The sequence below is a fragment of the Caballeronia sp. S22 genome, assembly GCF_964261745.1.
GTDB lineage: Bacteria > Pseudomonadota > Gammaproteobacteria > Burkholderiales > Burkholderiaceae > Caballeronia > Caballeronia jiangsuensis.
This window is the reverse complement of sequence record NZ_OZ180035.1, coordinates 2,117,547-2,140,858: the sequence shown is the minus strand read 5'-3', so window position 1 is coordinate 2,140,858 and position 23,312 is coordinate 2,117,547. Positions and strand designations below refer to the sequence as shown.

The following is a 23,312-nucleotide window of genomic DNA, read 5'->3' as shown; positions in this document are numbered from 1 at the left end:
GCGTTTTCGCTCGTGACGCTCGGAACGTCCAGTCTTGCCGGTGCTCTTGTGCGGGCGGGTGCGGCCCGGAATCCCGCTCTCCAACCTGCCTCGCGCGCTGCTCGTTTTGCTTTGCTGCCCATATGATCCTCCTTGGTTAGGTAAGGGGACTCGTTGAGCCGCCTTGCGTAACCCCGTAGGGTTGTTTAACCAGGGCAGGCCGGGGAGGGTTACCTCGCTTGCGGTTCTGCCTGGGCGGTGCCTGACTAACGTGGGGAGCGTCCCTGTCATCACCTGCCGCTACGTTGTTTCCTCCAGCCTCCTAGAGCGACCTCTAGGCCCTTGCGGTTATCTCGGTAGCCTCTCAACCCTGTATCGCTCGGGCGTCTCGTTTGCTGCTCACTACGGAAAGGATAGTATCGGACAACAGACACTACAGCAACTGTCACTACACTAAAAAGTAGAAAAATCTCCGATTAGCTCTTGTCGGAGTGAATTTCTATCCGGTTCATTTCTCTTTCTTTGCGTCCTGTTCCGCTTTGAACTTTGCCATCGCACGGCGTCCGCCCTCGGCCCAATCGAGAGCTTGGCGGATAGTCTCGTCCTCGCGCTTCTCTAGAATGTAGTCCGCAATCAGGAGACGCAGGATTGCGCTGATGTTGGTGCGCTCCATGCCGCTGATAACCTTAAGGTCGTCAATCTGGCTTTGGAGGATGCGGATTTGCGTAGGGACGGTCTTTTTATCGGGCGTGATACCGTGCTTGATCTCGTCCGCAATGCGCTGCGCCTCGGCCTTGCGCGCCCGTTCTTGGTCCTCCGCTGCGACGGCCTCGTCCTCGCGCCGCGCCTCGGCCTCTAACTCTAGAACCTCTTTGCTTTTACGCATTGCCATACGTCCCTTAGGTGTGGTGTGAGTTGCCTGTAGTATAACAACAGACTCTAGAGCCGCGCCGCAATGCCTCGGCGGTCTCGCGGTAATAGGTGTTCTGGAGTATCGAGAGGTCCTTGTGGCCGCTGATCTTAGCGAGCGTCATAACGTCCACTTTTCGGGACAGGCGCGTGAGGGCCTCGGCGCGTGAGTCGTGGAAATGAATCTCGCGCAGGGCGGGGCGGGCCACCGCCAACTGATCCCGAGCTTTGCGAAAGAGGGTATCCAACGAGGCCGAGGAAACGGTAAAGCACTTTTCGCGGCCTGCAATAGGGCGCAGCAACCGTGCAGCGTGGCGCGTGAGCGGGATCGAGCGCATACGGCCCGTTAGGTACTGCATCTTGTGTTCTACCGTGACCACGCGCTTACCGAGGTCGATAGACGCGGCCCCAAGGCTCAATATCTCCCCGGCCCGCATTGCCGAGCGCAACGCGATAAGGAACGCGAGGGCTACCTCTTGGCTCTTGCTCTCCGGGGCTACTCCAGTGCGGTACCCGAGGTGACGGACAAGCGGGCGGACTTCTGAGAACGGGGAAATACGGCGGTCTCGTGGCGGCGGTTCCTGCGGCATACGCAGACCCTTGAACGGGTTGCCCTCCGTCCAATGCCACTCCTCGCGGGCAATCTTAAACGCGTTGCGTAGCCAATTTATATCCCGCAGGACCGAGGCCGAGGACACCGCGTCTACCTTGGTCCCGTCATCCATCGTAAAGCCCGCCAATCGAGCGTCTCGCCATGCTGCTAGATCAGGAGTGCGTACGGCCTCCAGCGTCTTGCCAGCAAGGGCAGGGGAGTTACGGAGGAACGCCTTGATACGCATCATTTCGGGCCGCGCACCCTCTTTCTTGACGGTGACCTCTGCGGTGTACCGCTGGAGCATCTCTAGGACCGTGTGCCGGGACCCCTCGGGCTTGTCCGCCTCCTTGCGCATACCGACTTCAGTATGGGCTACCCACTCCTGAGCCTCGCGTCTCTTAGCAAAGGTCTTGGTCTTTCGCTTGCCGTTGACGGTGACAAAGGCCCGGTAGCCGCCTTTGTACTCTGTGATGGATGCCATGTGCAGACCCGTGTGCAGTTCGTGTGCAGTTCGTGTGCACGAGAGTCTACCAGTACTGCACATTGGGCGTTCAAACTTGGAATATGTGCTACCTATCGGTACCAAATAAGGCTATGATTTTTATCGATATTTACCAGATAACCCACAACTTTGGAAAGTTTGGTGTCTAACCTGTGGTGCCGGGGACCGGACTCGAACCGGCAAGCCGTTAGGCGGCGGATTTTAAGTCCGCTATGTTTACCAATTTCATCACCCCGGCAGGGCGGACGCGATTCTACCATTGCCCGACACCGCGCCAAAGCCGCGCCGGCCGCCACCACGCACGCCGTTCGACAAGTTTTCGACGCTCCCGCATAATCGGCGGCACCGATTTCGGCGCGAGGACACACGATGGGCAAGACCCGGCTCGAAGCATTCAGCGATGGCGTGATCGCCATCGCCGTGTCGTTCTGGCAGCCGGGGATCGCCGCGACGATCTACGCGCTCGTCGCGGCCGTATGGCTCGTGCCCGATCGACGCATCGAGCGCATCCTCGCGAATGAGGAAACGTGATGCGCATCGGGCTCATCTCCGATACCCACAACCTCGTGCGCCCCGAAGCGCTCGACGCATTGCGCGGCTGCGCGCACATCATTCATGCAGGCGATATCTGCAAGCGCAACGTGCTCGATGCGCTCGCGTCCCTCGCGCCGCTCACCGTCGTACGCGGCAATAACGATGTCGGCGATGACGTCGCGCGATTGCCCGAGCACGCGCGCATCGAGCTTGGCGGCGCGACGATCCACATCGTCCACGATATCGCCGATATCCCGAAGCAACTCGACGGCATCGATGTCGTCGTGACCGGTCATTCGCACAAGCCGTTCATCGAGCATCGCAACGGCGTGCTCTTCGTGAATCCCGGCAGCGCGGGGCCGCGTCGTTTCAAACTGCCGATCACGCTCGCGTTGCTCGATATCGACGATGGAAAACTGGAAGCGCATATCATCGCGCTCGTGACATAAAAAAAGGCCGGCGCTCATGCACCGGCCTTACGCCTTCAAAAAGCCCGGCGCTTTACGCGCGCACCGTGCCTTCCGGGAACGTATCGTCCATTTCGGCGGCTTCGCGATGACCGCGCAGGATCGCGTGCGCTTCCGACTTCGACGCCACGGCAGGCGGCGAACCCTTCAGCGGCTTCTTCGCCGTTTCATGCAGCGCGAGCACCGACACGATACCGATCAGCGACGCGCCCATCAGATAGTACGCGGGCATCATCAGGTTGCCGGTCTTGTCGACGAGCCATGCCGTGACGAGCGGCGTCGTGCCGCCGAACAGCGACACCGACACGTTGAAGCCGATGGCGAGCGCGCCGTAGCGGATCTTCGTCGGGAAGAGGGCCGGCAGCGACGACGGCATCACGCCCGTGAACGTCGACAGCAGCGCGCCGAGAATCATCATGCCCGCGAAGATCGACGGAACCGTGCCCATGCGAATCAGCGAAAGCGCCGGAATCGACAGCACCAGGAGGCCGATACAACCTGCGAGCATCACCGGCTTGCGGCCGATCGTGTCCGACAGGCGGCCGGCGAAGAGCGTCAGCGGCATCATCAGCACCATCACGACGAGCACGATGAAGAGGCCGTGCGTCTCGTTGAACTTGAGCGTCGCCGACAGATAGCTCGGCAGATACGAAAGCGCCATGTAGTCGGTCACGTTGAAGATCAGCACGAGGCCCACGCATTGCAAAAGCGGCTTCCATTGCTGGATCAGCGTCTCGCGGAACTGCTCCTTGGTCGTTTCGTGCGACACCGCTTCCGCCTTCTCGGCTTCGCGCTGGAACGCCGGCGTTTCCTCGAGCTTCATCCGGATATACAGACCAATCAGGCCGAGCGGACCCGCGATCATGAACGGAATGCGCCAGCCCCACGAGAGCAGTTCGCGCTCCGACATCACCGCGGTCAGCACCGCGACGACGCCCGCGCCGAGCACATAGCCGACGAGCGTGCCGAACTCCAGAAAGCTCGACATGAAGCCGCGTTTCTTGTCCGGCGAGAATTCGGCGATGAAGGTCGCCGCGCCGCCGTATTCGCCGCCCGTCGAGAAGCCCTGCACGAGACGCGCGACGAGCAGCAGCACCGGCGCCATCACGCCGATCGACTCGTAGCTCGGAATGATGCCGATACAGAACGTGCCGACGGCCATCATGATCATCGTCATCGCGAGCACGCGCTTGCGGCCGATGCGGTCGCCGAGCGGGCCGAACACCATGCCGCCGATCGGGCGCACGAGGAACGCGGCCGCGAACGTGCCGAAGGTCGCGAGCAACTGCGCCGCCGGGCTGCTCGACGGGAAGAACACCTTGCCGAGCGTCACGGCGATGTAGCTGTACACGCCGAAGTCGAACCACTCCATCGCATTACCGATGGCCATCGCGCCGACCGCGCGCTTGAGCAGGGATTGATCGACGATGGTGATGTCGTCGAGGGTGAGATCGGACTTCCGACTCGATGAATCGTGTTTGCGCCAAAGGCCCTCTTGAAGGGAAGACATAGTCTGAAAAACTCCGTATTCGATCCCGAGAACTCGCGCGGAGCTTCGGGCGCGCCGTCGAAAGGACAGCGCGTATTGCCGGGACAGTGCAGTTTCGCGACGGCGCCGCTTTGCATCGCGGGAAACGGACGCCAATGGCTCCGCGCAGCATCGTGTTCGAAGCAGATGCTGAAGAATCGAGTAGCAAGCGCGGTGCCGGTGCTTCGCGGTGGGTCGCGAAATTGCACTCGGATGAAACAAACGAATTTGACGTGCGGACGGCGAACCCGGCGTTGAACCTGAGTTGCCGCGGGTGGAGCCGCGACGTCGGCGAAAAAACAACCTGAGACGAAAAAGGCCGGCGTGAGTCTGGCAGGACCAGCTAAAAAACCGACGCGCCTCTTTGTATGAAAACTGTCACTACCGCGATGTGCCCGAAAAGCGATGCGCCGGACTCATGCGCGTGAATGATGGTGAATTACTGTTGATAACGAACAGATGATAACACGATGACAGACGATGTGCAAACCGGGCCATCGGCGCACGCATCGGAGGCTGGCCCAATCCCTTGCCTGGTCTAGGATTGCGCCGAATCCCATGAGATTCGTCTGATGGTCCATTCGGAACATTTTGCACACTCGCAGGCAACAAAAAACCGGCCGCGTGGGCCGGTTCTTGCAGTGCGATCGAGCCGCGATTTCAGCTTTGCGGCGGGACGTAGCCCGTAGCCGTATCGGCGCCTTCGCCGAAGAAATATTTCTCGGTCTGCTTGATGAGGTACTGGCGCGCGCGCGGATCGGCCATGTTCAGGCGATTCTCGTTGATGAGCATCGTCTGCTGCTTGAGCCAGCCTTGCCAGGCTTCCTTCGAGATCGTTTCGTAGATGCGCTTGCCGAGCTCGCCCGGCAGCGGCGGAAAGTCCAGTCCTTCGGCTTCCTTGCCGAGCTTCGCGCATTGAACCATTCGAGCCATTGTGAGTTTCTCCTCTGTATCGGGGGCGAAGCGCGGTTCGCGCTTCTCAAATCGTGTTCAAAGCTGTTTCATCAGGACGAGCGACTTGCGCTGCCAGTTGTAAAGGCGCCGGCGGTCTTCGGGAAGATCGTCCACGGTCACCTTCACGAAGCCGCGCTTCAGGAACCAGTGCTCGGTGCGCGTCGTCAGCACGAAGATACGCGTGAGGCCGCGCGCCCGCGCCCGCTGCTCGATGCGCTTGAGCAGGCGCTCGCCGTCGCCCGAACCTTGCGCTTCCGGCGCGACGGTCAGGCACGCCATCTCGCCGATGCGTTCCTGCGTGTACGGATAGAGCGCCGCGCAGCCGAACAGCACGCCATCGTGCTCGATGACGGAGAAATGGTCGATATCGCGTTCGATCTGGTGACGTCCGCGCCGCACGAGCGTGCCGTCGCTTTCGAGCGGCTCGATCAGCGTGAGAATGCCGCCGACGTCATCCGGCGTCGCTTCGCGCAGGCTTTCGAGGTTCTCGTACGAGATCATCGTGCCGACGCCATCGTGCAGGAACAGTTCGAGCAGCACGCTGCCGTCGAGCGAATACGGAATGATGTGGCCGCGCGCGACGCCGCCGCGGCAGGCGCGCACCGTATGCTTCAGATAAAACGCGGTGTCGCCTTGCAGCTCGCCGCTTTCCTGCAGGCGATAGGCATCGTCGAGCGACAGTTCGCGGATGAGTTCGTTTTCCGAATCGACGAGGCCCGGAATTTCGGTCACGAAGATGATCTTGTCGGCGCGCAGCGCGATGGCGGCGGCGGACGCGACATCTTCCATCGACAGATTGAACGCCTCGCCGGTCGGCGAGAAGCCGAGCGACGACAGCAGCACCAGCTTGTTCGATGCGAGCGACTGGCGGATGGAATCGCCGTCGATCTTGCGCACGACGCCCGTATGCTGGAAATCGACGCCATCCAGAATGCCGACCGGCCGCGCCGTCACGAAGTTGCCCGACACGACGCTGATGTGCGCGTGCGCCATCGGCGTGTTCGGCAAGCCCTGGCTGATCGCGGCCTCGATGTCGAGACGCACTTCGCCGGCGGCTTCCTTCGCGGATTCGAGCGCGCGGGCATCGGTGATGCGCAGGCCGTGCGAGAACGACGATTCCACCCCGTGAAGGCTCAATTGCTCGTCGAGCTGCGGGCGCGAGCCGTGCACCAGCACGACGTGGATGCCCATCGCGTGCAACAGGCCGACGTCCTGCACGAGCGCGTTCAGGCGTCCTTCCTGCACCAGCTCGCCGCCGAACGCCACGACGAAGGTCTTGTTCCGGAACGCGTGAATATACGGCGCGACGGAGCGCATCCAGTCGACGAACTGGGCGTGGAGATCGGGCGCTTCGGGCTCGGCTGCCGGCTGCGACGCGGTCATCGTGAGGTCGGTTTGGGAATTCATCCCGGGATTATAATGCGACGCTATGCCGAATGTTTCTCGTCCATCACGTCCCGATCAGGCGGGCAAGTCTCAGTCCGCCGATAAATCCCTCGATCCTCAGGAGCAGTTGCGACAACTGCGTGAAAATCTGCTGCGCGAAGCGCGGGAGGGCGGGGGCGCGTCCGGCGATTCCGGCGAAGCGGGGTTGAGCAAGAAAGAACTCGCCGCGCGGCGGTTCGCGGCGGGCGCGCCTGCTGCGTCGGCGTCGCCGCAGCAGAAAAGCGTCGCGCACGGCAAGGCCGTGGAAATGACGCGCGGGCAGAGTGGCACTTCGGCGACGAAACGTCCGCCGCCGCCTCGGCCGCCCCAGCCCGCGGAGCCAATCCGCGATCGGGCGAAGCAGAAGCCTGCGCTTGCCGCGAAAACGGATCGCGCTCCGGCGCGCGAGCCGCTCGCCGCATCCGATAAGGCCGCGCCCGCGAAGCACGATGACACTCGGCACGCGCAAGACGCGCGTCCGCCGCGCGAGGGGCATCGAGCTGAGCGACCGGACGGCGGCGCGCCGACCAAGCCAGCCGACACGCGCAAGCACGACGCCCAACGCGCCGAGCATCGAAACGAGTGGCCCGCGCCCGTCGCGCGCCGCGAGCCTGTCGCCCCCGGACGAGCCGCCGAACGCCCGCCCGCACCGCGCGAGCCTCGCGAACCGCGTCCACCGCGCGCACCACGCATCGTCACGCCAAACCCGATTCCGCCGATCGTCTTCCCCGAAGCGCTGCCAGTCTCCGGCCGGCGCGAGGAAATCGCACGCGCGATCGCGGCGAATCAGGTCGTCATCGTCAGCGGCGAAACCGGCTCGGGCAAGACCACGCAGCTTCCGAAAATCTGCCTCGCACTCGGGCGCGGTCTCGGCGCGGGCGGCAGCGGTCTCATCGGTCACACGCAGCCGCGCCGGATCGCCGCTTCGGCCACGGGACGGCGCATCGCGGAGGAACTCGGCACGCCGTTCGGCGAAGTCGTCGGCTACAAGGTGCGCTTCACGGACAATCTCGCGCCCGGCGCGTCCGTCAAGCTGATGACCGACGGCATCCTGCTCGCCGAAACGCAGACCGATCCGCTGCTCAACGCGTATGACACGATCATCATCGACGAGGCGCACGAACGCAGCCTCAACATCGACTTTCTGCTCGGCTATCTGAAGGAAATCCTGCCGAAGCGTCCCGATCTGAAGCTGATCGTCACGTCGGCGACCATCGACGCCGAGCGTTTCGCGCGCCATTTCGGCAGCGACGAGAAGCCCGCGCCGGTGATCGAGGTGAGCGGGCGGCTGTATCCGGTGGAAGTGCGTTATCGGCCGATCGAAGAGGAAAGCGAGGCGATCAAAAACGCGCAAGGCACGCTGCCCCGGCGCAACGATCGCAAGACCGACCGCGATCTGATGGAAGCCATCGTCGATGCCGTCGACGAACTGTGCCGCGTCGGCCCCGGCGACGTGCTCGTGTTCCTGCCCGGCGAGCGCGAAATCCGCGATGCCGCCGAGGCGCTTCGCAAGCACCATCCGCCGCACACGGAAATCCTGCCGCTCTTCGCGCGCCTCTCCGCGCAGGAGCAGGAGCGCGTGTTCAGGCCGTCGAATGCGCGGCGCATCGTGCTCGCGACCAACGTCGCGGAAACGTCGCTGACGGTGCCGGGCATTCGCTACGTCGTCGATACCGGCATGGCGCGCGTGAAGCGATATTCGTATCGCAACAAGGTCGAGCAGCTGCAGATCGAGCCGGTGTCGCAGGCGGCGGCGAATCAGCGCGCGGGGCGCTGCGGGCGCGTCGCGGACGGCGTGTGCGTGCGGCTCTACGACGAAGCGGATTTTCAGGCGCGGCCGCGCTTCACCGATCCGGAAATCCTGCGCTCGTCGCTGGCTGCCGTGATTCTGCGCATGAAGTCGCTGCATCTGACGGCGATCGAAACCTTTCCGTTCATCGAGCCGCCGCCGGGCCGCGCGATCGCGGACGGCTATCAGTTGCTGAACGAACTCGGCGCCGTCGATGACGACAACGCGCTCACGCCGCTCGGCCGCGAACTCGCGCGCCTGCCGCTCGATCCGCGCGTCGGACGCATGATCCTTGCCGCGCGCGATCATCATGCGCTCGCGGAAGTGCTGATCATCGCGTCGGCGTTGTCGGTGCAGGATCCGCGCGACCGGCCGATCGAGGCGCAGGAGCAGGCGGATCAGGCGCACCGGCAATTCGTCGACGAGCGCTCCGAGTTCCTGCAATGGACGCGCATCTGGAAGTGGTTCGAGGAAGCCGTCGCGCACAAGAAGTCGAACAAGCAGCTCGCCGATGCGTGCCGCGCGAATTTTCTGTCGCACCTGCGGCTGCGCGAATGGCGCGACGTGCATTCGCAATTGCTGACGGTCGTGCGCGAGCACGGCTGGCGTCTGAACGAATCGGAGGCGACGTTCGAACAGGTGCATCTGTCGCTCCTGACCGGTCTTCTCGGCAACGTCGGATTGAAAGCCGACGACGAGCCGCATTATCTCGGCGCGCGCGGCATCAAGTTCCATCTGTGGCCGGGCTCGGCGCTCCTGAAGAAGGCGGGGCGCTGGGTGATGGCGGGCGAGCTGATCGAAACGAGCCGGCTGTACGCGCGCACGATCGCGAAGATCGAGCCGGAATGGCTGGAAACCGTCGGCGCGCATCTGCTGAAAACGTCGCTTTCCGATGCGCATTGGGAAAAGAAAGCCGCGCAGGTCGTCGCCTACGAGCGCGCGACGCTTTACGGGCTGACCGTCTACGCGCGCCGCCGCGTGAGCTTCGGCAAGCAGGAGCCGAAGTACGCGCGCGAGCTGTTCATCCGCGGCGCGCTCGTCGAAGGCGAATTCGATACGCGCCTGCCGTTCTTTGCGCACAACCGCAAGCTGGTCGCCGACATCGAGCAACTGGAGCACAAGTCGCGCCGCCAGGACGTGCTCGTCGACGATGAACTCATCTACGGCTTCTACGATTCGCTGATTCCCGAAGGCATGTGGACGGGCGCGGCGTTCGAGCGCTGGTATCGCGACGAGCAGAAGAAAGAGGGCAACGAAAAGCTGCTTTTCCTCTCGCGCGACGACCTGATGCGCCACGAAGCCGCCGGCGTCACGACCGACCTGTTCCCGAAGCGCATGACGATGTCGGGCATCGAGATGTCGCTCACGTATCACTTCGAGCCGGGTTCGCCGCGCGACGGCGTCACGCTCGCGGTGCCGCTCTACGGGTTGAATCAGGTCGATGCGCGCCGCGTCGAATGGCTCGTCCCCGGCATGGTCAAGGAAAAGGCGCAACTGCTGCTGAAATCGCTGCCGCAGAAATTGCGCCGTCACGTCGTGCCGTTGCCGGAGTACGCGGCGGGCTTCGCCGGGCGTCATGCGGGGCCGAAATTTGGCGCGGGCGCGCTCGTCGATTCGCTCATCGCGGATATTCGCGAGCAAACGCAATTCGCCGTGAAGAGCGCGGATTTCAAGCTCGAAACGCTGCCCGCGCATCTGTTCATGAACTTCAAGGTGATCGACGAGCACGGCCGCCAGCTCGCGATGGGCCGCAATCTCGCGCAGTTGCGCACTGAGCTCGGCGCACAGGCGCAGCAGGTGTTCCAGAAGCTGACGTCGGCGGCGGCTTTCGACGCGCTCTCGGGCGAGTCGGAATCGGCGCCGCAAACGCAACCGGCTGGCGTCGGCACCGCGCTTTACGAGAATCTGACCACCTGGAATTTCGGCAAGCTGCCCGAATTGCTGGAAATCCGCCGCCGCGGGCAGACGCTCTTCGGTTATCCGGCGCTCGTCGATCGCGGCACGCATTGCGACGTCGAAGTGTTCGATTCGCCCGAGGAAGCGGCGCGCATCCATCGCGCGGGATTGCGGCGGCTCTTCGCGCTGCAACTGCGCGAGCCGATTCGCTATCTGGAGAAAAATCTGCCGGGCCTGCGCGAAATGTCCATGCAGTACATGGCGCTCGGCACGTCGGATGAATTGCGCGACCAGATCGTCGAGACGGCGCTCGATCGCGCGTGCCTGCAAGACCCGCTGCCCGACGACGACGCCAGTTTCCACGCTCGCCGCGACGCCGCGAAAGGCCGTCTGACGCTGCTCGCGCAGGAAATCGCGCGGCTCGTCGGCGCGATTCTGGCCGAATATGCGGCGCTCGCGAAAAAGCTGGCGCAGGCGAAGACGTTCACATCGGCGTATGCGGACATGCAGGCGCAACTGGGCGCGCTTATCGGCAAGCGCTTCGTCATCGACACGCCGTATGCGCAGCTCGCGCACTTTCCCCGCTATCTGAAGGGAATCGGCCTGCGCATCGACAAGCTCAAGGCCGATCCGGCCCGCGACGCGCGTCTTTTCGGCGATCTGCAACCGCTCGCGCAGCATTATCAGCGGGCGATTTCGCAGCGCGGCGGCGTCGCGGACGCGCGGCTTTCGGAGTACCGCTGGCTGCTGGAAGAACTGCGCGTTTCGCTGTTCGCGCAGGAATTACGCACGCCGATGCCCGTTTCGGTGAAACGGCTCCACAAGGTCTGGGAATCGATGCAGCGCTAGACCGTGACGGAAAACCTTGCAGCAACGCGCCGTTTCTTGCGCAGGTGCAGCGTACTGCGCAAAAAGCTGCAGCCGGTTAACGCGCCGCGCGAGGCAAACGTTCTACAATGACGCCTGCCTTCCGAAGCCTATTTTCCATGCGCAATATTTTCTGTTCCGGCCGTTTCCGTGCGGCCGCCGCACGCGCGGCGCTTGCTACCGGCGCCGCTTTCCTCGCCACCGCAGCGTTCGCCAACAATGTCATCGTGCTCAACTCGGCGGAAGCCACGCTGAGCCTGATCGACGAAAACACGCATCAGGTCGTCGGCACCGTGCCCACCGGCAAGGAACCGCACCATCTGATGCCGACGCCCGACAGCTCGTCGCTGATCGTCGCGAATTCGGTGTCGAACAACCTGATGTTCGTCGATCCGAAAACCGGCGCGTTCCAGCGCTGGGTGCAGGACATCGAGGACCCGTATCAGCTCGGTTTTTCGCCGGACCGGAAATGGTTCGTGTCCACGGGCCTGCGTCTCGATCGCCTCGACATCTACCATTTCGACGGCAAGAACCTGAGCATCGCGAAGCGCCTGCCGCTCGCGACGATGCCGAGCCACATCGCGTTCACGAACGACAGTTCGACCGCGTTCATCTCGCTGCAGGTGTCCGGTGAAATCGCCGCGATTGATCTGGCGACGCAGACCGTGAAATGGAAGATGAAGGTCGGCAAGGTGCCCGCCGGCGTCTGGCTCACGCCGCAGGACAAGTATCTGCTCGTCGGCATGACGGGTGCGGACTACGTGGCCGTGGTCGACTGGCGCAACCAGAAGATCGTCAAGACCATCACGACGGGCAAGGGCGCGCACAACTTCCGTTCGATGGTCGACGGCAAGCACGTGCTGGTGTCGAATCGCGTGGCGAACACGATCAGCATCATCGACGAGGACACGCTCGCCAACGTCGGGGATATCACCGGTCTGCTGCCTGGCCCGGACGACATGGAACTTTCCGCCGACAAGAAGTATCTGTGGGTTACGTTCCGCTTCGCGAAGCACGTCGGCGTGATCGACCTCGCGAATCGTAAGCTGATCGAAACCATCAAGGTCGGCCGCTCGCCGCACGGCATTTATTTCTTCAACCGCGCACCGGTGACGGCGCCCAACGGGGCGTAAGCGGAGCAGCAGAGGGCGCCTGGCGCGCCCTATACTAGGATTGAGGAAAGGCCGGCGCACCGGACGGCCGCAAGCACCACGGAGCACCATGTTTCATTCCATTCTTTCGTCGCTGGACGGTCTCGTTTCCTGGCTGCAGACGCTTCTCTATGTCGATGTCGTGCAGCCGGCGCTGTTCAAGATCGGCCTGATGGACTACGACGAGGACACGTACGACGCGCTCTACTGGGTGATCGTCGGCGTGCTGGAAGTGCTCGCGATGTACGCGATCCTGCGCCCGCTCGAAGCCTTCCGCCCCGCGGAGGAATGGAAGGACCGCAAGGGTGTGCGCGTGGACGTGCTCTACACGTGGATCGTCAAGCTCGGCATCCTCAACCTGTTTTTCTTCTTCACGTTCCAGCCGCTCTTCGATTCGATGCAGAGCTGGCTGCGCATCCATAACGTGCCGAATCTCGAAATCGACAATCTGTGGCCGGGCGTCACGACGCAGCCGCTCGTCACGTTCGTCATTTATCTGCTGATCCTCGATTTCGCGGGCTACTGGTATCACCGTCTGGAGCATCGCTTCGGCATCTGGTGGGAACTGCACGCGGTGCATCACAGCCAGCAGAAGATGTCGCTCTGGACCGACGATCGCAACCATCTGCTCGACGACATTCTGCAGGCCAGCTTTTTCGCCTGCGTCGCGCTCGTGATCGGCGTGGAGCCGTCGCAGTTCGTCGTGCTCGTCGCCATCACGAATTTCATGCAGAGCGTGCAGCACGCGAACATCCGGCTGCACTTCGGCTGGCTCTTCGACCGCATCGTCGTGAGTCCGGCGTTTCATCGGCGTCATCACGCGATCGGCTTCGGTCACGAAGGCACGACCTACGGCTGCAACTTCGGCGTGCTGTTCTCGTTCTGGGACATCCTGTTCCGCTCGGCGTCGTTCGACCGCACGGTCGAGCCGACCGGTATCCGCGACCAGCTCGGCGCGCCGGGCGTAAAGCCGGTGCATTATGGCGACGGTTTCATCGAGCAGCACTGGCTCGCGTTCAGGCGCATCGCCGCGCGCGTTTCCGCGCGTCGCGCGGGCGCGTCCGCTTCGGACAACTCGGCGGCCGTCTGAACGTTCCGTCGAGACCAGCGGCCGCGCGCGGCGCTGGTTTATCCTGTCGGTTCCTCTTTCTCTTTCTTCTTCGAATCACGCATGAGTGACCTGCTGCGTTCGTTCGTGCGCGCGCTCGCGAACGTCTTTCATCCGCGCATGCTGTGGCTGACGCTGATGCCTTTCGGCGTCGCCACGGTGCTATGGGGCGCGCTCCTCTGGTTCTTCTGGCAAACGCTCACCGGCGCCGCGAACAGCTGGCTCGACGGCTGGGCGCTCACGTCCGCGATGTACCGCCTCTTCGATACGGTCGGCTTCTCGTCGCTGCACGCGGTGATCGCGCCGTTCCTCGTCGTCATCATGACGGTGCCGCTGATCGTCGTCACGGTGCTGCTGCTGATCGCGACGCTGTCGATGCCAGGCGTCGTCACGCTGCTCACGCGCAAACCGAGAGGGCATTATTCGTCGCTCGAAGAACGGCGCGGCGGCTCGTGGTACGGCAGTCTCGGGCACTCGGTGGTCACTACGCTTGTGTGTCTCGTGTTGCTGGTCGTCACGCTGCCCTTTTGGCTGATCCCGCCGTTCTTCGCGCTGATTCCGCCGCTGCTGTGGGGCTGGCTGACGTATCGCGTGATGACTTACGACGCGCTCGCGCTGCACGCCAGCGCGGAGGAGCGCCGCGTGATCGTGCGCGATGCGCGCTGGCCTTTGCTCGCGATCGGCATCGTGAGCGGCCTTCTGAGTTCCGTGCCGACGATGCTCTGGGCGTGGTCCGTATGGCTCTTGCCGCTTTTCCCGGTCGTCGCCGCCGTGACGATCTGGGCGTATGCGTTCATCCTCGTGTTTTCCGCGCTGTGGTTCGCGCATTACTGTCTGCACGCGCTCGAGCGCCTGCGCGCGAACGAGCCGCATTATCCGGCGATCACGGTCGAATCCCGCGACGTTTCACTGTAAGAACAAAGGGGCACTCATGGGCATTGGCGTCATCATCATCGGCGACGAGATCCTGTCCGGCCGACGCACCGACAAGCATCTGCCGAAAATCATCGAACTGCTCAGTGCGCGCGGCCTGTCGCTCGACTGGGCCGAATACGTCGGCGACGATCCCGCGCGCATCACCGCGACGCTCGCGCGAACTTTCGCGTCCGGCGACATCGTTTTTTCGACGGGCGGCATCGGCGCGACGCCGGACGATCACACGCGTCAGTGCGCCGCGCAGGCGCTCGGCGTGCCGCTCGCGCTGCATCCGGAAGCGGCGGAGCTGATCCGCGCGCGCATTCGCGACACGGCGGCTCAGGCCGGCGACAAGCCGGTCGATCTGGAGTCGCCGGAGAATCTGCATCGCCTGAACATGGGCACGTTTCCGCAGGGCGCGGAGATCATTCCGAACAGCTACAACAAGATCCCCGGCTTCACGGTCGGCGATCATCACTTCGTGCCGGGCTTTCCGGTGATGGCCTGGCCGATGATCGAGTGGGTGCTCGACACGAAGTACGCGCATCTTCATCATGCGACGCCGCATGTAGAGCGCTCGCTGCTCGTGTTCGGCCTGCCGGAGTCGCGCATCACGCCGCTGATGGTCACGATCGAGCGCGATTTCGACGGTGTGCGAGCGTTCAGCCTGCCGAGCGTCGGCGATGCGGCGCGTGGGGCGCTTTACGCGCGCTCGCACATCGATCTGGGCGTCAAGGGCGATCCGGAGCAGGCGAATGCGGCGTTCGATGTGCTGCGTGAAGGCGTGATCGCGCTGGGCGGCGAGGTCGTGGAAGTGCCGCCGGAGGAAACGAAGTGACGCTGCTGGAAGTCATCGCGACCACGGTTGCCGATGCGCGCGCGGCGGAACGCGGCGGCGCGAACCGGCTGGAGCTCATCACGGCGATGGGCGAGGGCGGACTGACGCCGAGCATCGGGCTGATCGAAGCGGTGGCCGACGCGGTCGGCATTCCGGTGAACGTGATCGTGCGGCCGCATAGCCGCTCGTTCGTCTACGATGCCGACGACTACGCGGTCATCCTTCGCGACGTGCGCGCAGTGGCGAAGACGCGGGCGAATGCGATCGTCGTGGGCATGCTGAACGCGAATGGCGATGTCGACACCGACGGCCTCGCGCGCGTGATCGAAGCGGCGGATGGCTTGCAGCTCACGTTTCACCGCGCGTTCGACGAAGCACGCGATATTTTCGCCTCGTTCGATACGCTGCTGACTTTCGATGCCGTGACCAATGTGTTGACGTCGGGCGGCAAGCCATCGGTGCTGGAAGCGCGGACGACGATTGCGAAGCTCGTCGAAAGGGCGGCGGGAACGCGCTGCACGGTGCTCGCGGGCGCCGGACTGACCGTCGATGCCGTGCAGCCCTTTGTTGCTTCGACGGGTGTGGGCGCGGTGCACTTCGGCTCGGGTGTGCGCGTCGACGGGAAGGGGCTCGCGCCTGTCGATGAAGCGAGGGTCAGGCGCGTGCGGACGTTGCTCGACGCGCCGGACTAAACAACATCAAGCCCCAATCCACGGCAGCTTCCGGAAACACCATCCCGACACCGTTTTCCGATGCCCCTGCCCATCCTTATCGCCTTCAAAGCCTTCCAGCAGGTCATACGCCTGCGCGTAACCCTCCTTCTGCGCCGCGACTGCCGCGAGCTTCGAACGCGCGGCGCTGCGGCACAAAAACACGACAGGCGTATCCGGGGTGGCGACCTGTCGCAATTGTTCGATAAACTCGGCATTCGGCACGGAGCCGGGGTAGCGGATCCACTCGATATGCGCGTACTGCGCGCCATCGATGGCCGGGCGGCCGACCCAGTCCAGCTCGGCGCGCGTGCGAACATCGACGAGGCGCACGCGCGGATCGAGTTGCAGGAGTTCGAACGCCTCGGCGGGCGAGAAGGCACCCGCGTAGGTGAGGCTGTTCTCGGCGGCGCGTTTGCTGGCCTGGCTATAGAGTTGTTCGAGCGTACTCATGGCGTATCGGTCTCCGTTAAGCGCAAAGAATCATTCTAGCGCGCGGCTTAAGCCGGACAGATCGATGCTCGATACTGGTGCAAGAGCGATACGATGCACCGAAAACGTGCTTTGATATTACTGGACAACCGAGTGCGCACCGAAAAGGTGCGTATCCGATTTGCAGCGCAACAAGGATCGCTTCAAAACGCGCGCTGCTTCAAGCGCTTAGCGCAAAGATGGTGCGCTTGGCACGGAAGCTGCTTTTCCATCCTCGATTGAATCGATATACAGGATTGGTCGGGGCGGCGAAGCGATTCGCCGACTTTTGTTAATCAGGAGATAGGTAATGAGTAAATCCGTGGCCGACGTCATGCAACTCGTCAAGGACGAGGACGTCAAGTTCGTCGACTTCCGTTTCACCGACACGCGCGGCAAAGAACAACACGTATCCGTGCCGGTCTCGGCATTCGACGAAGACAAATTTGAAAGCGGCCACGCTTTCGACGGTTCGTCCATCGCAGGCTGGAAGGGCATCGAAGCGTCGGACATGCTGCTCGTGCCGGATGCGGACACCGCCTTCATCGACCCGTTCTATGAAGAGTCGACGCTCGTTCTGACCTGCGACGTGGTCGAGCCCGCCGACGGCAAGGGCTACGAGCGCGACCCGCGTTCGCTCGCGCGACGCGCGGAAGCCTATCTCAAGAGCTCGGGCCTGGGCGACACCGCGTTCTTCGGTCCGGAACCGGAATTCTTCATTTTCGACTCGGTGCAGTGGAATACGGACCAGTCGGGCACGTTCGTGAAGATCGGCTCGGAAGAAGCGCCGTGGTCGTCGGCGAAGGAATTCGAAGGCGGCAACACCGGTCACCGTCCGGGCACGAAGGGCGGCTATTTCCCGGTCGCGCCGGTCGATACGTTCCAGGACATCCGTTCGGAAATGTGTCTGCTGCTCGAACAGATCGGCATTCCGGTCGAAGTGCACCACCACGAAGTGGCGGGCCAGGGTCAGAACGAAATCGGCACCAAGTTCTCGACGCTGGTTCAGCGCGCGGACTGGCTGCAGCAGATGAAGTACATCATCCATAACGTGGCGCACACGTACGGCAAGACGGCGACCTTTATGCCGAAGCCGATCGTCGGCGACAACGGTTCGGGCATGCACGTCCACCAGTCGATCTGGAAAGACGGCCAGAACCTGTTCGCGGGCAACGGCTACGCAGGTCTGTCGGAATTCGCGCTGTTCTACATCGGCGGCATCATCAAGCACGCGCGCGCGCTGAACGCGATCACGAACCCGGGTACGAACTCGTACAAGCGTCTCGTGCCGCACTTCGAAGCGCCCGTGAAGCTGGCTTACTCGGCTCGCAACCGTTCGGCATCGATCCGTATTCCGCACGTCTCGAACCCGAAGGGCCGCCGTATCGAAACGCGCTTCCCGGATCCGCTGGCGAACCCGTACCTGTGCTTCTCCGCGCTGATGATGGCGGGTCTCGACGGCGTGCAGAACAAGATTCATCCGGGCGAAGCCGCGGACAAGAATCTGTACGACCTGCCGCCGGAAGAAGACAAGAAGATCCCGACCGTGTGCGCGGGCCTCGACCAGGCACTCGACGCGCTCGACGCGGATCGCGAGTTCCTGACGCGCGGCGGCGTGTTCACGGATTCGATGCTCGACGCATACATCGAACTGAAGACGAACGAGCTGCAGCGTTATCGTCAGGCGGTGCATCCGATCGAGTTCGAGATGTACTACTCGCTGTAAAGCGACGCACGCCCGCATGACCCGAGCGCGTTTCGTGGTGAGCAGTCAGGCGAAGCGCGCGACGCATGCGATGCAGTGAAGAAAAGGGACGGCGCGCCGTCCCTTTTTTAATCGCCGCAATGTCATAGAACGAGAAGAAGATCGGTGTCACGAACGACCTCAACCATTGCACGATGGTGCTAAAGAACCTCATCAAGGCGCGCAAGGGTCACGCCGATGCGCTGACAGACGACTCGCGACTCGCGGGAAGCGGGCTTCTCCCGGGATTCGAAGCGCTGCCCACGAACGTGCTCGTTCTGGACATACGCAATCTCAGGATCGCGTACGCGAACCCTTCGGCCGAAGCGATGCTGGAGATGTCGCGCAAGCAGCTGACGCAGATGAACTGGCCCGAGCTCTTCGCGAATTCGGACGAGCTGGCGACCACGATCGCGTCGATCGCGGAGAACCGCTTCAACGCGACGCGGCTCGATGCGGTGCTCGAACGTCAGAGCCGCGAGCCGGTGCATGTGCATGCCATCGTCGGCTATCTCGAAGCGGCGCCCGAATACGTGCTGCTCGAACTCTTCGAGAACGAGCGTCATCTGCGCACCGATCGCGAAGAGCGCATCCACGACCTCACCGCCGTCAACAAGCAACTGATCCGCAATCTCGCGCACGAGATCAAGAATCCGCTCGGCGGGATTCGCGGCGCGGCGCAGTTGCTCGAATTCGAGCTCGGCGCGCGCGAACGCGACGAACTGCGCGAGTACACGCAGGTCATCATCAAGGAATCGGATCGGCTGCAGACACTCGTCGATCGCTTGCTTGAGCCGCACCGGCATCCGCATATCGTGGGCGACGTGAACATCCACGAAGTATGCGAGCGCGTGCGGGCCGTGATTCTCGCGGAGTTTCCGCGCGGCCTCACAATCGAGCGCGACTACGACGTGAGCGTGCCCGACCTGCGCGGCGACAAGGAGCAACTGATTCAGGCGCTGCTCAACGTCGTGCGCAACGCGGCGGAAGCGCTGAAGGAGCGCATTTCACAAGGCGATGCGAGGATCGAACTGCGCACGCGCATCGCGCGCAAGGTGACGATCGGCAAGAAGCTGCACAAACTGGCATTGGACTTGCATATCACTGACAACGGTCCCGGCATCCCCAGCGAAATCCGCGACCGGATCTTCTTCCCGCTCGTATCGGGCAGGGAAGACGGCAGCGGTCTCGGTCTCACGCTCGCGCAATCGTTCGTCCATCAGCACGATGGTCTGATCGAAGTCGAGAGCCGGCCGGGCTGCACCGAATTCGCCATCCTGTTGCCGTTTGAGAATTGATCACGATCGACCAGCGACGTCACGCGAAGCACGTGACCCATCAGGCATCGAAGCCTGACCGTTTCGACGGGCTCACACCGAACCATACGAAGACTTCTCGCCGAACGATATGAAGCCGATCTGGATAGTAGACGACGACCAATCCATCCGCTGGGTGCTGGAAAAGGCGCTCGCACGAGAAAACTTCACGACGCGCAGCTTCTCCGGCGTGCGCGATGCGCTCGCCGCGCTCGAAGGAGAAAGCCCGCAAGTGCTCGTCTCCGACATCCGCATGCCGGGCGGCTCGGGGCTTGAGCTGCTGCAGACCGTGCGCGACCGCTTGCCGGGGCTGCCCGTCATCATCATGACGGCGTTCTCGGACCTGGACAGCGCCGTGGCCGCGTTCCAGGGCGGCGCGTTCGAGTACCTCGCCAAGCCTTTTGATGTCGACAAGGCCGTCGAGCTGATCCGCCGCGCCGTCGACGAAAGCATGCGCGGCGAAGCGGCAGTCGACGAGCGTGTGACGGAGACGCCCGAGATGCTCGGCCAGGCGCCGGCGATGCAGGATATGTTCCGCGCGATCGGCCGTCTGTCGCATTCGGCGGCGACCGTGCTCATCACGGGCGAATCAGGCACCGGAAAGGAGCTTGTCGCGCGCGCTTTGCACCGACATAGCCCACGCGCGAACGGACCGTTCATCGCGCTGAACACGGCGGCGATTCCGAAGGATCTGCTGGAGTCCGAACTGTTCGGTCACGAGCGCGGCGCGTTCACGGGCGCGCAGGCGATGCGCCAGGGGCGCTTCGAGCAGGCCGAGAACGGCACGCTCTTTCTCGATGAAATCGGCGACATGCCATTCGATCTTCAGACGCGCCTGTTGCGCGTGCTGTCGGATGGGCAGTTCTATCGCGTAGGCGGGCACAATCCGCTGAAGGCGAACGTGCGGGTGATCGCGGCGACGCATCAGAATCTCGATGCGCGCGTGCGGCAAGGCCTGTTCCGCGAGGACTTGTATCACCGTCTGAACGTGATCCGCCTGCGTCTGCCGGCGTTGCGCGAGCGCAGCGAGGATATTCCGCTGCTCGCGCGCCATTTCCTGCAGAAGAGCGCGCGCGATCTGGGCGTCGAGCCCAAGCGCGTGTCGGACGCGGCGCTTGCGTATCTCGCGTCGTTGCCGTTTCCCGGCAACGTGCGTCAACTGGAGAACCTGTGCAACTGGCTCACGGTGATGGCGCCCGCGCAGGTGATCGAGCAGAAGGATCTGCCGCCCGATCTCACGCCGCGCCAGGACTATGCCGCGGAGGCCATCGCCGTTTCGTCCGATGGCGCGGTGGCCCCGGCTCCCGCGGCACAGAACGGCGCGGTGGCATCGGCGCCTTCGGTGGCGGGCGTTGCGGCCAGCGTGTGGGAGAACGGCTTGCGCACCGAAGTCGCGCGCCTTTTGCGCGAAAACTCCGCCGACGTGATGGACGAACTCGCGCGCCGTTTCGAAGCCGCGGTGATCCGCGAGGCGCTCGATTTCACGCGCGGGCGCAAGGTCGAGGCGGCGGAACGGCTGGGCATCGGCCGCAATACGATCACGCGCAAGATTCAGGAACTGCATCTCGACGCGTGAGCGTTGGTTGGGCAGGGATCAGTCGATGGTCGCGATCACGGGCGCGTGGTCCGACGGCTGATCCCACTTGCGCGGCACCTTGTCCACTTCGCACGACGTGCAACGCGCCGCGAGCTGCTCCGACAGCAAAATGTGATCGATGCGCAGTCCCGCGTTGCGACGGAACGCCATCATCCGGTAATCCCACCACGTGAAGAGCTTCTCGGGCTGCTCGAACTTGCGAAAGGCATCGGTGAGTCCTAGCTCGACGAGCTGCGCGAAGTGCGCGCGCTCCTCTGGCGAGACGAGGTTCTGTCCTTCCCAGGCTTTCGGATCGTGCACGTCGCGGTCTTCCGGCGCGATGTTGTAATCGCCCAGTAGCGCAAGCTGCGGGTGACGCGCCATGTCCTCGCGCAGCCATTCGCGCAGCGCATCGAGCCAGCGCATCTTGTAGGCGAATTTCTCGGAGCCGGGCGCCTGGCCGTTCGGGAAATAGGCGGAGATGATGCGCACGCCGTCGATCGTCGCGGCGATCACGCGCTGCTGCAAGTCCTCGAAACCGGGGATGTTGCGCACGACGCTGATTTCATCCACTTCGAAGCCTGCGTCGGACCTGACCAGAATGCCGACGCCGTTGTAGGTCTTCTGTCCCGCGAACCAGCTTTTGAAGCCGGCGGCTTCGAGCTCGGCGCGAGGGAATTTCTCGTCGGGGAGTTTGAGTTCCTGAAGACACAGCACGTCGACTTGTGAAGCGGCCAGCCAGTCGATGACGTGTTGCTGGCGGACTTTGAGGGAGTTGACGTTCCAGGTGGCGATTTTCATGAATTTCGGTCTTCGTCGGAGAGCGCGGCCGTGCGCTGAAGTTAGGATTCTAGCGGAGCGTAAGGGGGTGGTTTCGCTGCGCGGGTGGCGTTGGGGAATGGGTTGGATTGGGGGGCTGCTTTCGTCGGATCCCGTTATCACGTCGGTCTATTAGCACTGCCCCTCCCCGGGGCGGGGGTCACTTTCTTTGCTGCTGCAAAGAAAGTAACCAAAGAAAGCAGCTTCTCACCGCCCGCGGGCACACGCACGTTGGCCATGCTTGCCAGCCCGCGGTGGCACTCGCCTAAGAAGCCGTTGCGGAAATAGGAATAGAGCACTGTTAACTTTTCTTGTGAGTTGGTAGCTTCCTGGATTGTTTGCTCATGCAGGAAGCGATGACTAAAGAACTTATAGACGACGAACTGTGGTCATTCATCGAACCGCTGTTGCCTGTTCGGCCTTCGCGCAATCGGCGCCACGCTGGGCGCAAACCGATTGCAGATCGAGCGGTGCTCAACGGCATCATCTTTGTCCTGCGCTCGGGCACGGCGTGGAATCTGCTACCGCAGGAACTCGGTTGGGGCTCGGGCAGCGTGTGCTGGCGTCGACTCGACGCATGGCAGAAGGCCGGTGTCTGGCAACGCATCCACGAAGCGTTACTCGCCGAATTGCGCCGACGCGGCCAACTCGATCTGGAGCGCGCCATCGTCGACAGCTCTTCTATTCGCGCCGTATCGGCGGGAAAAAAACTGGTCCGAACCCCACGGACAGGCGCAAGCTCGGCAGCAAGCATCACCTTATTGTCGAGGCGCAAGGCATTCCGCTCGCAGTCATCCTGAGCGGCGCGAACTGTCACGACATCAAGCAACTGAATGCGCTGGTCGCGGCCATTCCGCCGATTCGCGGCAAGCGAGGCCGACCATTGCGCAAACCCGGCATCGTCCAAGGCGATCGAGGATACAGTTCCAATAAGCACCGGCAGGCGTTGCGCAAGCAAGGCATCGTGCCGGAACTCGCCCGTATCGGCGCACCGCACGGTAGCGGTCTGGGCAAAACGCGCTGGGTCGTCGAGCGCTCGATTGCCTGGCTGCATAACTTTCGACGCCTGAAGATTCGTTATGAACGATATGACTATATTCACGAGGCTTTCCTTTCGCTCGCGTGCGCGCTGATTTGCTGGAACCGGCTTAAGAATTCATGAACTTAATTCTGCAACAGCTTCTAAGTGTCGCCCTCACAGGCCCAATCGGGCTTGGCT

General features: G+C 63.0%; 19 protein-coding genes and 1 tRNA gene. 12 read left to right on the top strand and 8 right to left on the bottom strand.

From position 1 onward, the window contains the following. Positions 1 to 487: 487 nt before the first annotated feature. The 3 genes from ACEN42_RS10075 to ACEN42_RS10065 all read right to left on the bottom strand — a co-directional run bounded on the left by ACEN42_RS10075 (position 488) and on the right by ACEN42_RS10065 (position 2,223). On the bottom strand, positions 488 to 865 hold the full coding sequence (locus tag ACEN42_RS10075) for a hypothetical protein (RefSeq protein ID WP_371879838.1): 378 nt from the start codon (positions 863 to 865) through the stop codon (positions 488 to 490). 13 nt (positions 866 to 878) lie between these two features. Then, positions 879 to 1,964 carry a tyrosine-type recombinase/integrase gene (locus ACEN42_RS10070; protein WP_371879837.1) on the bottom strand — a complete coding sequence of 362 codons (1,086 nt, stop codon included), beginning with the start codon at positions 1,962 to 1,964 and terminating at the stop codon, positions 879 to 881. A 174-nt stretch (positions 1,965 to 2,138) separates the two neighbouring features. Further along, positions 2,139 to 2,223, bottom strand: a tRNA-Leu gene (locus tag ACEN42_RS10065). 131 nt (positions 2,224 to 2,354) lie between these two features. Between ACEN42_RS10065 and ACEN42_RS10060 the strand changes: the two genes are divergently transcribed. After that, a complete protein-coding gene (locus tag ACEN42_RS10060) occupies positions 2,355 to 2,516 on the top strand; it encodes a hypothetical protein (protein ID WP_371879836.1) in 162 nt (53 codons plus the stop codon). Beyond that, positions 2,516 to 2,968, top strand: coding sequence for a metallophosphoesterase family protein (locus ACEN42_RS10055; RefSeq protein WP_371879835.1), 453 nt, complete (start codon positions 2,516 to 2,518; stop codon positions 2,966 to 2,968). Before ACEN42_RS10060 ends, ACEN42_RS10055 begins: the two co-directional genes overlap by 1 nt. Before the next feature lie 52 nt (positions 2,969 to 3,020). On the opposite strand, the gene proP is transcribed toward ACEN42_RS10055, so the two are convergent. The 3 genes from proP to argA all read right to left on the bottom strand — a co-directional run bounded on the left by proP (position 3,021) and on the right by argA (position 6,875). Continuing rightward, on the bottom strand, positions 3,021 to 4,496 hold the full coding sequence (proP, locus tag ACEN42_RS10050; protein WP_187608988.1) for a glycine betaine/L-proline transporter ProP: 1,476 nt from the start codon (positions 4,494 to 4,496) through the stop codon (positions 3,021 to 3,023). 678 nt (positions 4,497 to 5,174) lie between these two features. Continuing rightward, positions 5,175 to 5,447, bottom strand: a complete 273-nt coding sequence (locus ACEN42_RS10045) for an oxidative damage protection protein (protein WP_035506430.1) — start codon at positions 5,445 to 5,447, stop codon at positions 5,175 to 5,177. Positions 5,448 to 5,504: 57 nt separating this feature from the next. Further along, positions 5,505 to 6,875, bottom strand: coding sequence for an amino-acid N-acetyltransferase (gene argA, locus ACEN42_RS10040; RefSeq protein ID WP_238210284.1), 1,371 nt, complete (start codon positions 6,873 to 6,875; stop codon positions 5,505 to 5,507). A 22-nt stretch (positions 6,876 to 6,897) separates the two neighbouring features. On the opposite strand from argA, the gene hrpA reads away from it, so the two are divergent. From hrpA to ACEN42_RS10010, 6 genes are all read left to right on the top strand, one after another. After that, positions 6,898 to 11,427: an ATP-dependent RNA helicase HrpA gene (gene hrpA / locus ACEN42_RS10035; RefSeq protein ID WP_371879834.1), complete on the top strand. Its 4,530-nt coding sequence runs from the start codon at positions 6,898 to 6,900 to the stop codon at positions 11,425 to 11,427. Between the two features lie 137 nt (positions 11,428 to 11,564). Beyond that, complete coding sequence (locus tag ACEN42_RS10030; RefSeq protein WP_371879833.1) at positions 11,565 to 12,578, top strand: beta-propeller fold lactonase family protein; 1,014 nt, start codon at positions 11,565 to 11,567, stop codon at positions 12,576 to 12,578. A gap of 88 nt (positions 12,579 to 12,666) precedes the next feature. Beyond that, positions 12,667 to 13,686 (top strand): sterol desaturase family protein, encoded by a 1,020-nt coding sequence (locus ACEN42_RS10025; RefSeq protein ID WP_187608992.1) that lies wholly within the window; start codon positions 12,667 to 12,669, stop codon positions 13,684 to 13,686. An 81-nt stretch (positions 13,687 to 13,767) separates the two neighbouring features. Continuing rightward, positions 13,768 to 14,619 (top strand): EI24 domain-containing protein, encoded by an 852-nt coding sequence (locus ACEN42_RS10020; protein WP_187608993.1) that lies wholly within the window; start codon positions 13,768 to 13,770, stop codon positions 14,617 to 14,619. A 16-nt stretch (positions 14,620 to 14,635) separates the two neighbouring features. Beyond that, positions 14,636 to 15,457, top strand: coding sequence for a molybdopterin-binding protein (locus ACEN42_RS10015; protein ID WP_238210289.1), 822 nt, complete (start codon positions 14,636 to 14,638; stop codon positions 15,455 to 15,457). After that, positions 15,454 to 16,149, top strand: a complete 696-nt coding sequence (locus ACEN42_RS10010) for a copper homeostasis protein CutC (RefSeq protein WP_371879832.1) — start codon at positions 15,454 to 15,456, stop codon at positions 16,147 to 16,149. The genes ACEN42_RS10015 and ACEN42_RS10010 overlap by 4 nt, the downstream gene beginning before the upstream one ends. 6 nt (positions 16,150 to 16,155) lie before the next feature. On the opposite strand, the gene ACEN42_RS10005 is transcribed toward ACEN42_RS10010, so the two are convergent. After that, entirely contained in the window at positions 16,156 to 16,620 is a 465-nt protein-coding gene (locus ACEN42_RS10005; protein WP_187608996.1) for a rhodanese-like domain-containing protein, read from the bottom strand. Between the two features lie 328 nt (positions 16,621 to 16,948). On the opposite strand from ACEN42_RS10005, the gene glnA reads away from it, so the two are divergent. The 3 genes from glnA (at position 16,949) to ntrC (ending at position 21,274) form a co-directional block, all read left to right on the top strand. After that, complete coding sequence (glnA, locus tag ACEN42_RS10000) at positions 16,949 to 18,364, top strand: type I glutamate--ammonia ligase (protein WP_061119874.1); 1,416 nt, start codon at positions 16,949 to 16,951, stop codon at positions 18,362 to 18,364. A 173-nt stretch (positions 18,365 to 18,537) separates the two neighbouring features. Next, the gene (gene glnL / locus ACEN42_RS09995; protein WP_035506455.1) at positions 18,538 to 19,680 is read left to right on the top strand and encodes a nitrogen regulation protein NR(II); all 1,143 of its coding nucleotides are present in this window, start codon (positions 18,538 to 18,540) and stop codon (positions 19,678 to 19,680) included. Between the two features lie 109 nt (positions 19,681 to 19,789). Then, positions 19,790 to 21,274, top strand: coding sequence for a nitrogen regulation protein NR(I) (gene ntrC, locus ACEN42_RS09990; protein ID WP_187608997.1), 1,485 nt, complete (start codon positions 19,790 to 19,792; stop codon positions 21,272 to 21,274). An 18-nt stretch (positions 21,275 to 21,292) separates the two neighbouring features. Here ntrC and xth read toward each other — a convergent pair whose 3' ends face one another. Continuing rightward, a complete protein-coding gene (gene xth / locus ACEN42_RS09985; protein ID WP_035506460.1) occupies positions 21,293 to 22,075 on the bottom strand; it encodes an exodeoxyribonuclease III in 783 nt (260 codons plus the stop codon). Between the two features lie 374 nt (positions 22,076 to 22,449). On the opposite strand from xth, the gene ACEN42_RS09980 reads away from it, so the two are divergent. After that, positions 22,450 to 23,255 (top strand): IS5 family transposase gene (locus ACEN42_RS09980; protein WP_371879831.1). Its coding sequence is split into 2 segments (ribosomal slippage): positions 22,450 to 22,798 and positions 22,798 to 23,255, totalling 807 coding nucleotides; the frame shifts between segments, so codons are not numbered across the junction. The last annotated feature ends 57 nt before the right edge of the window (positions 23,256 to 23,312 follow it).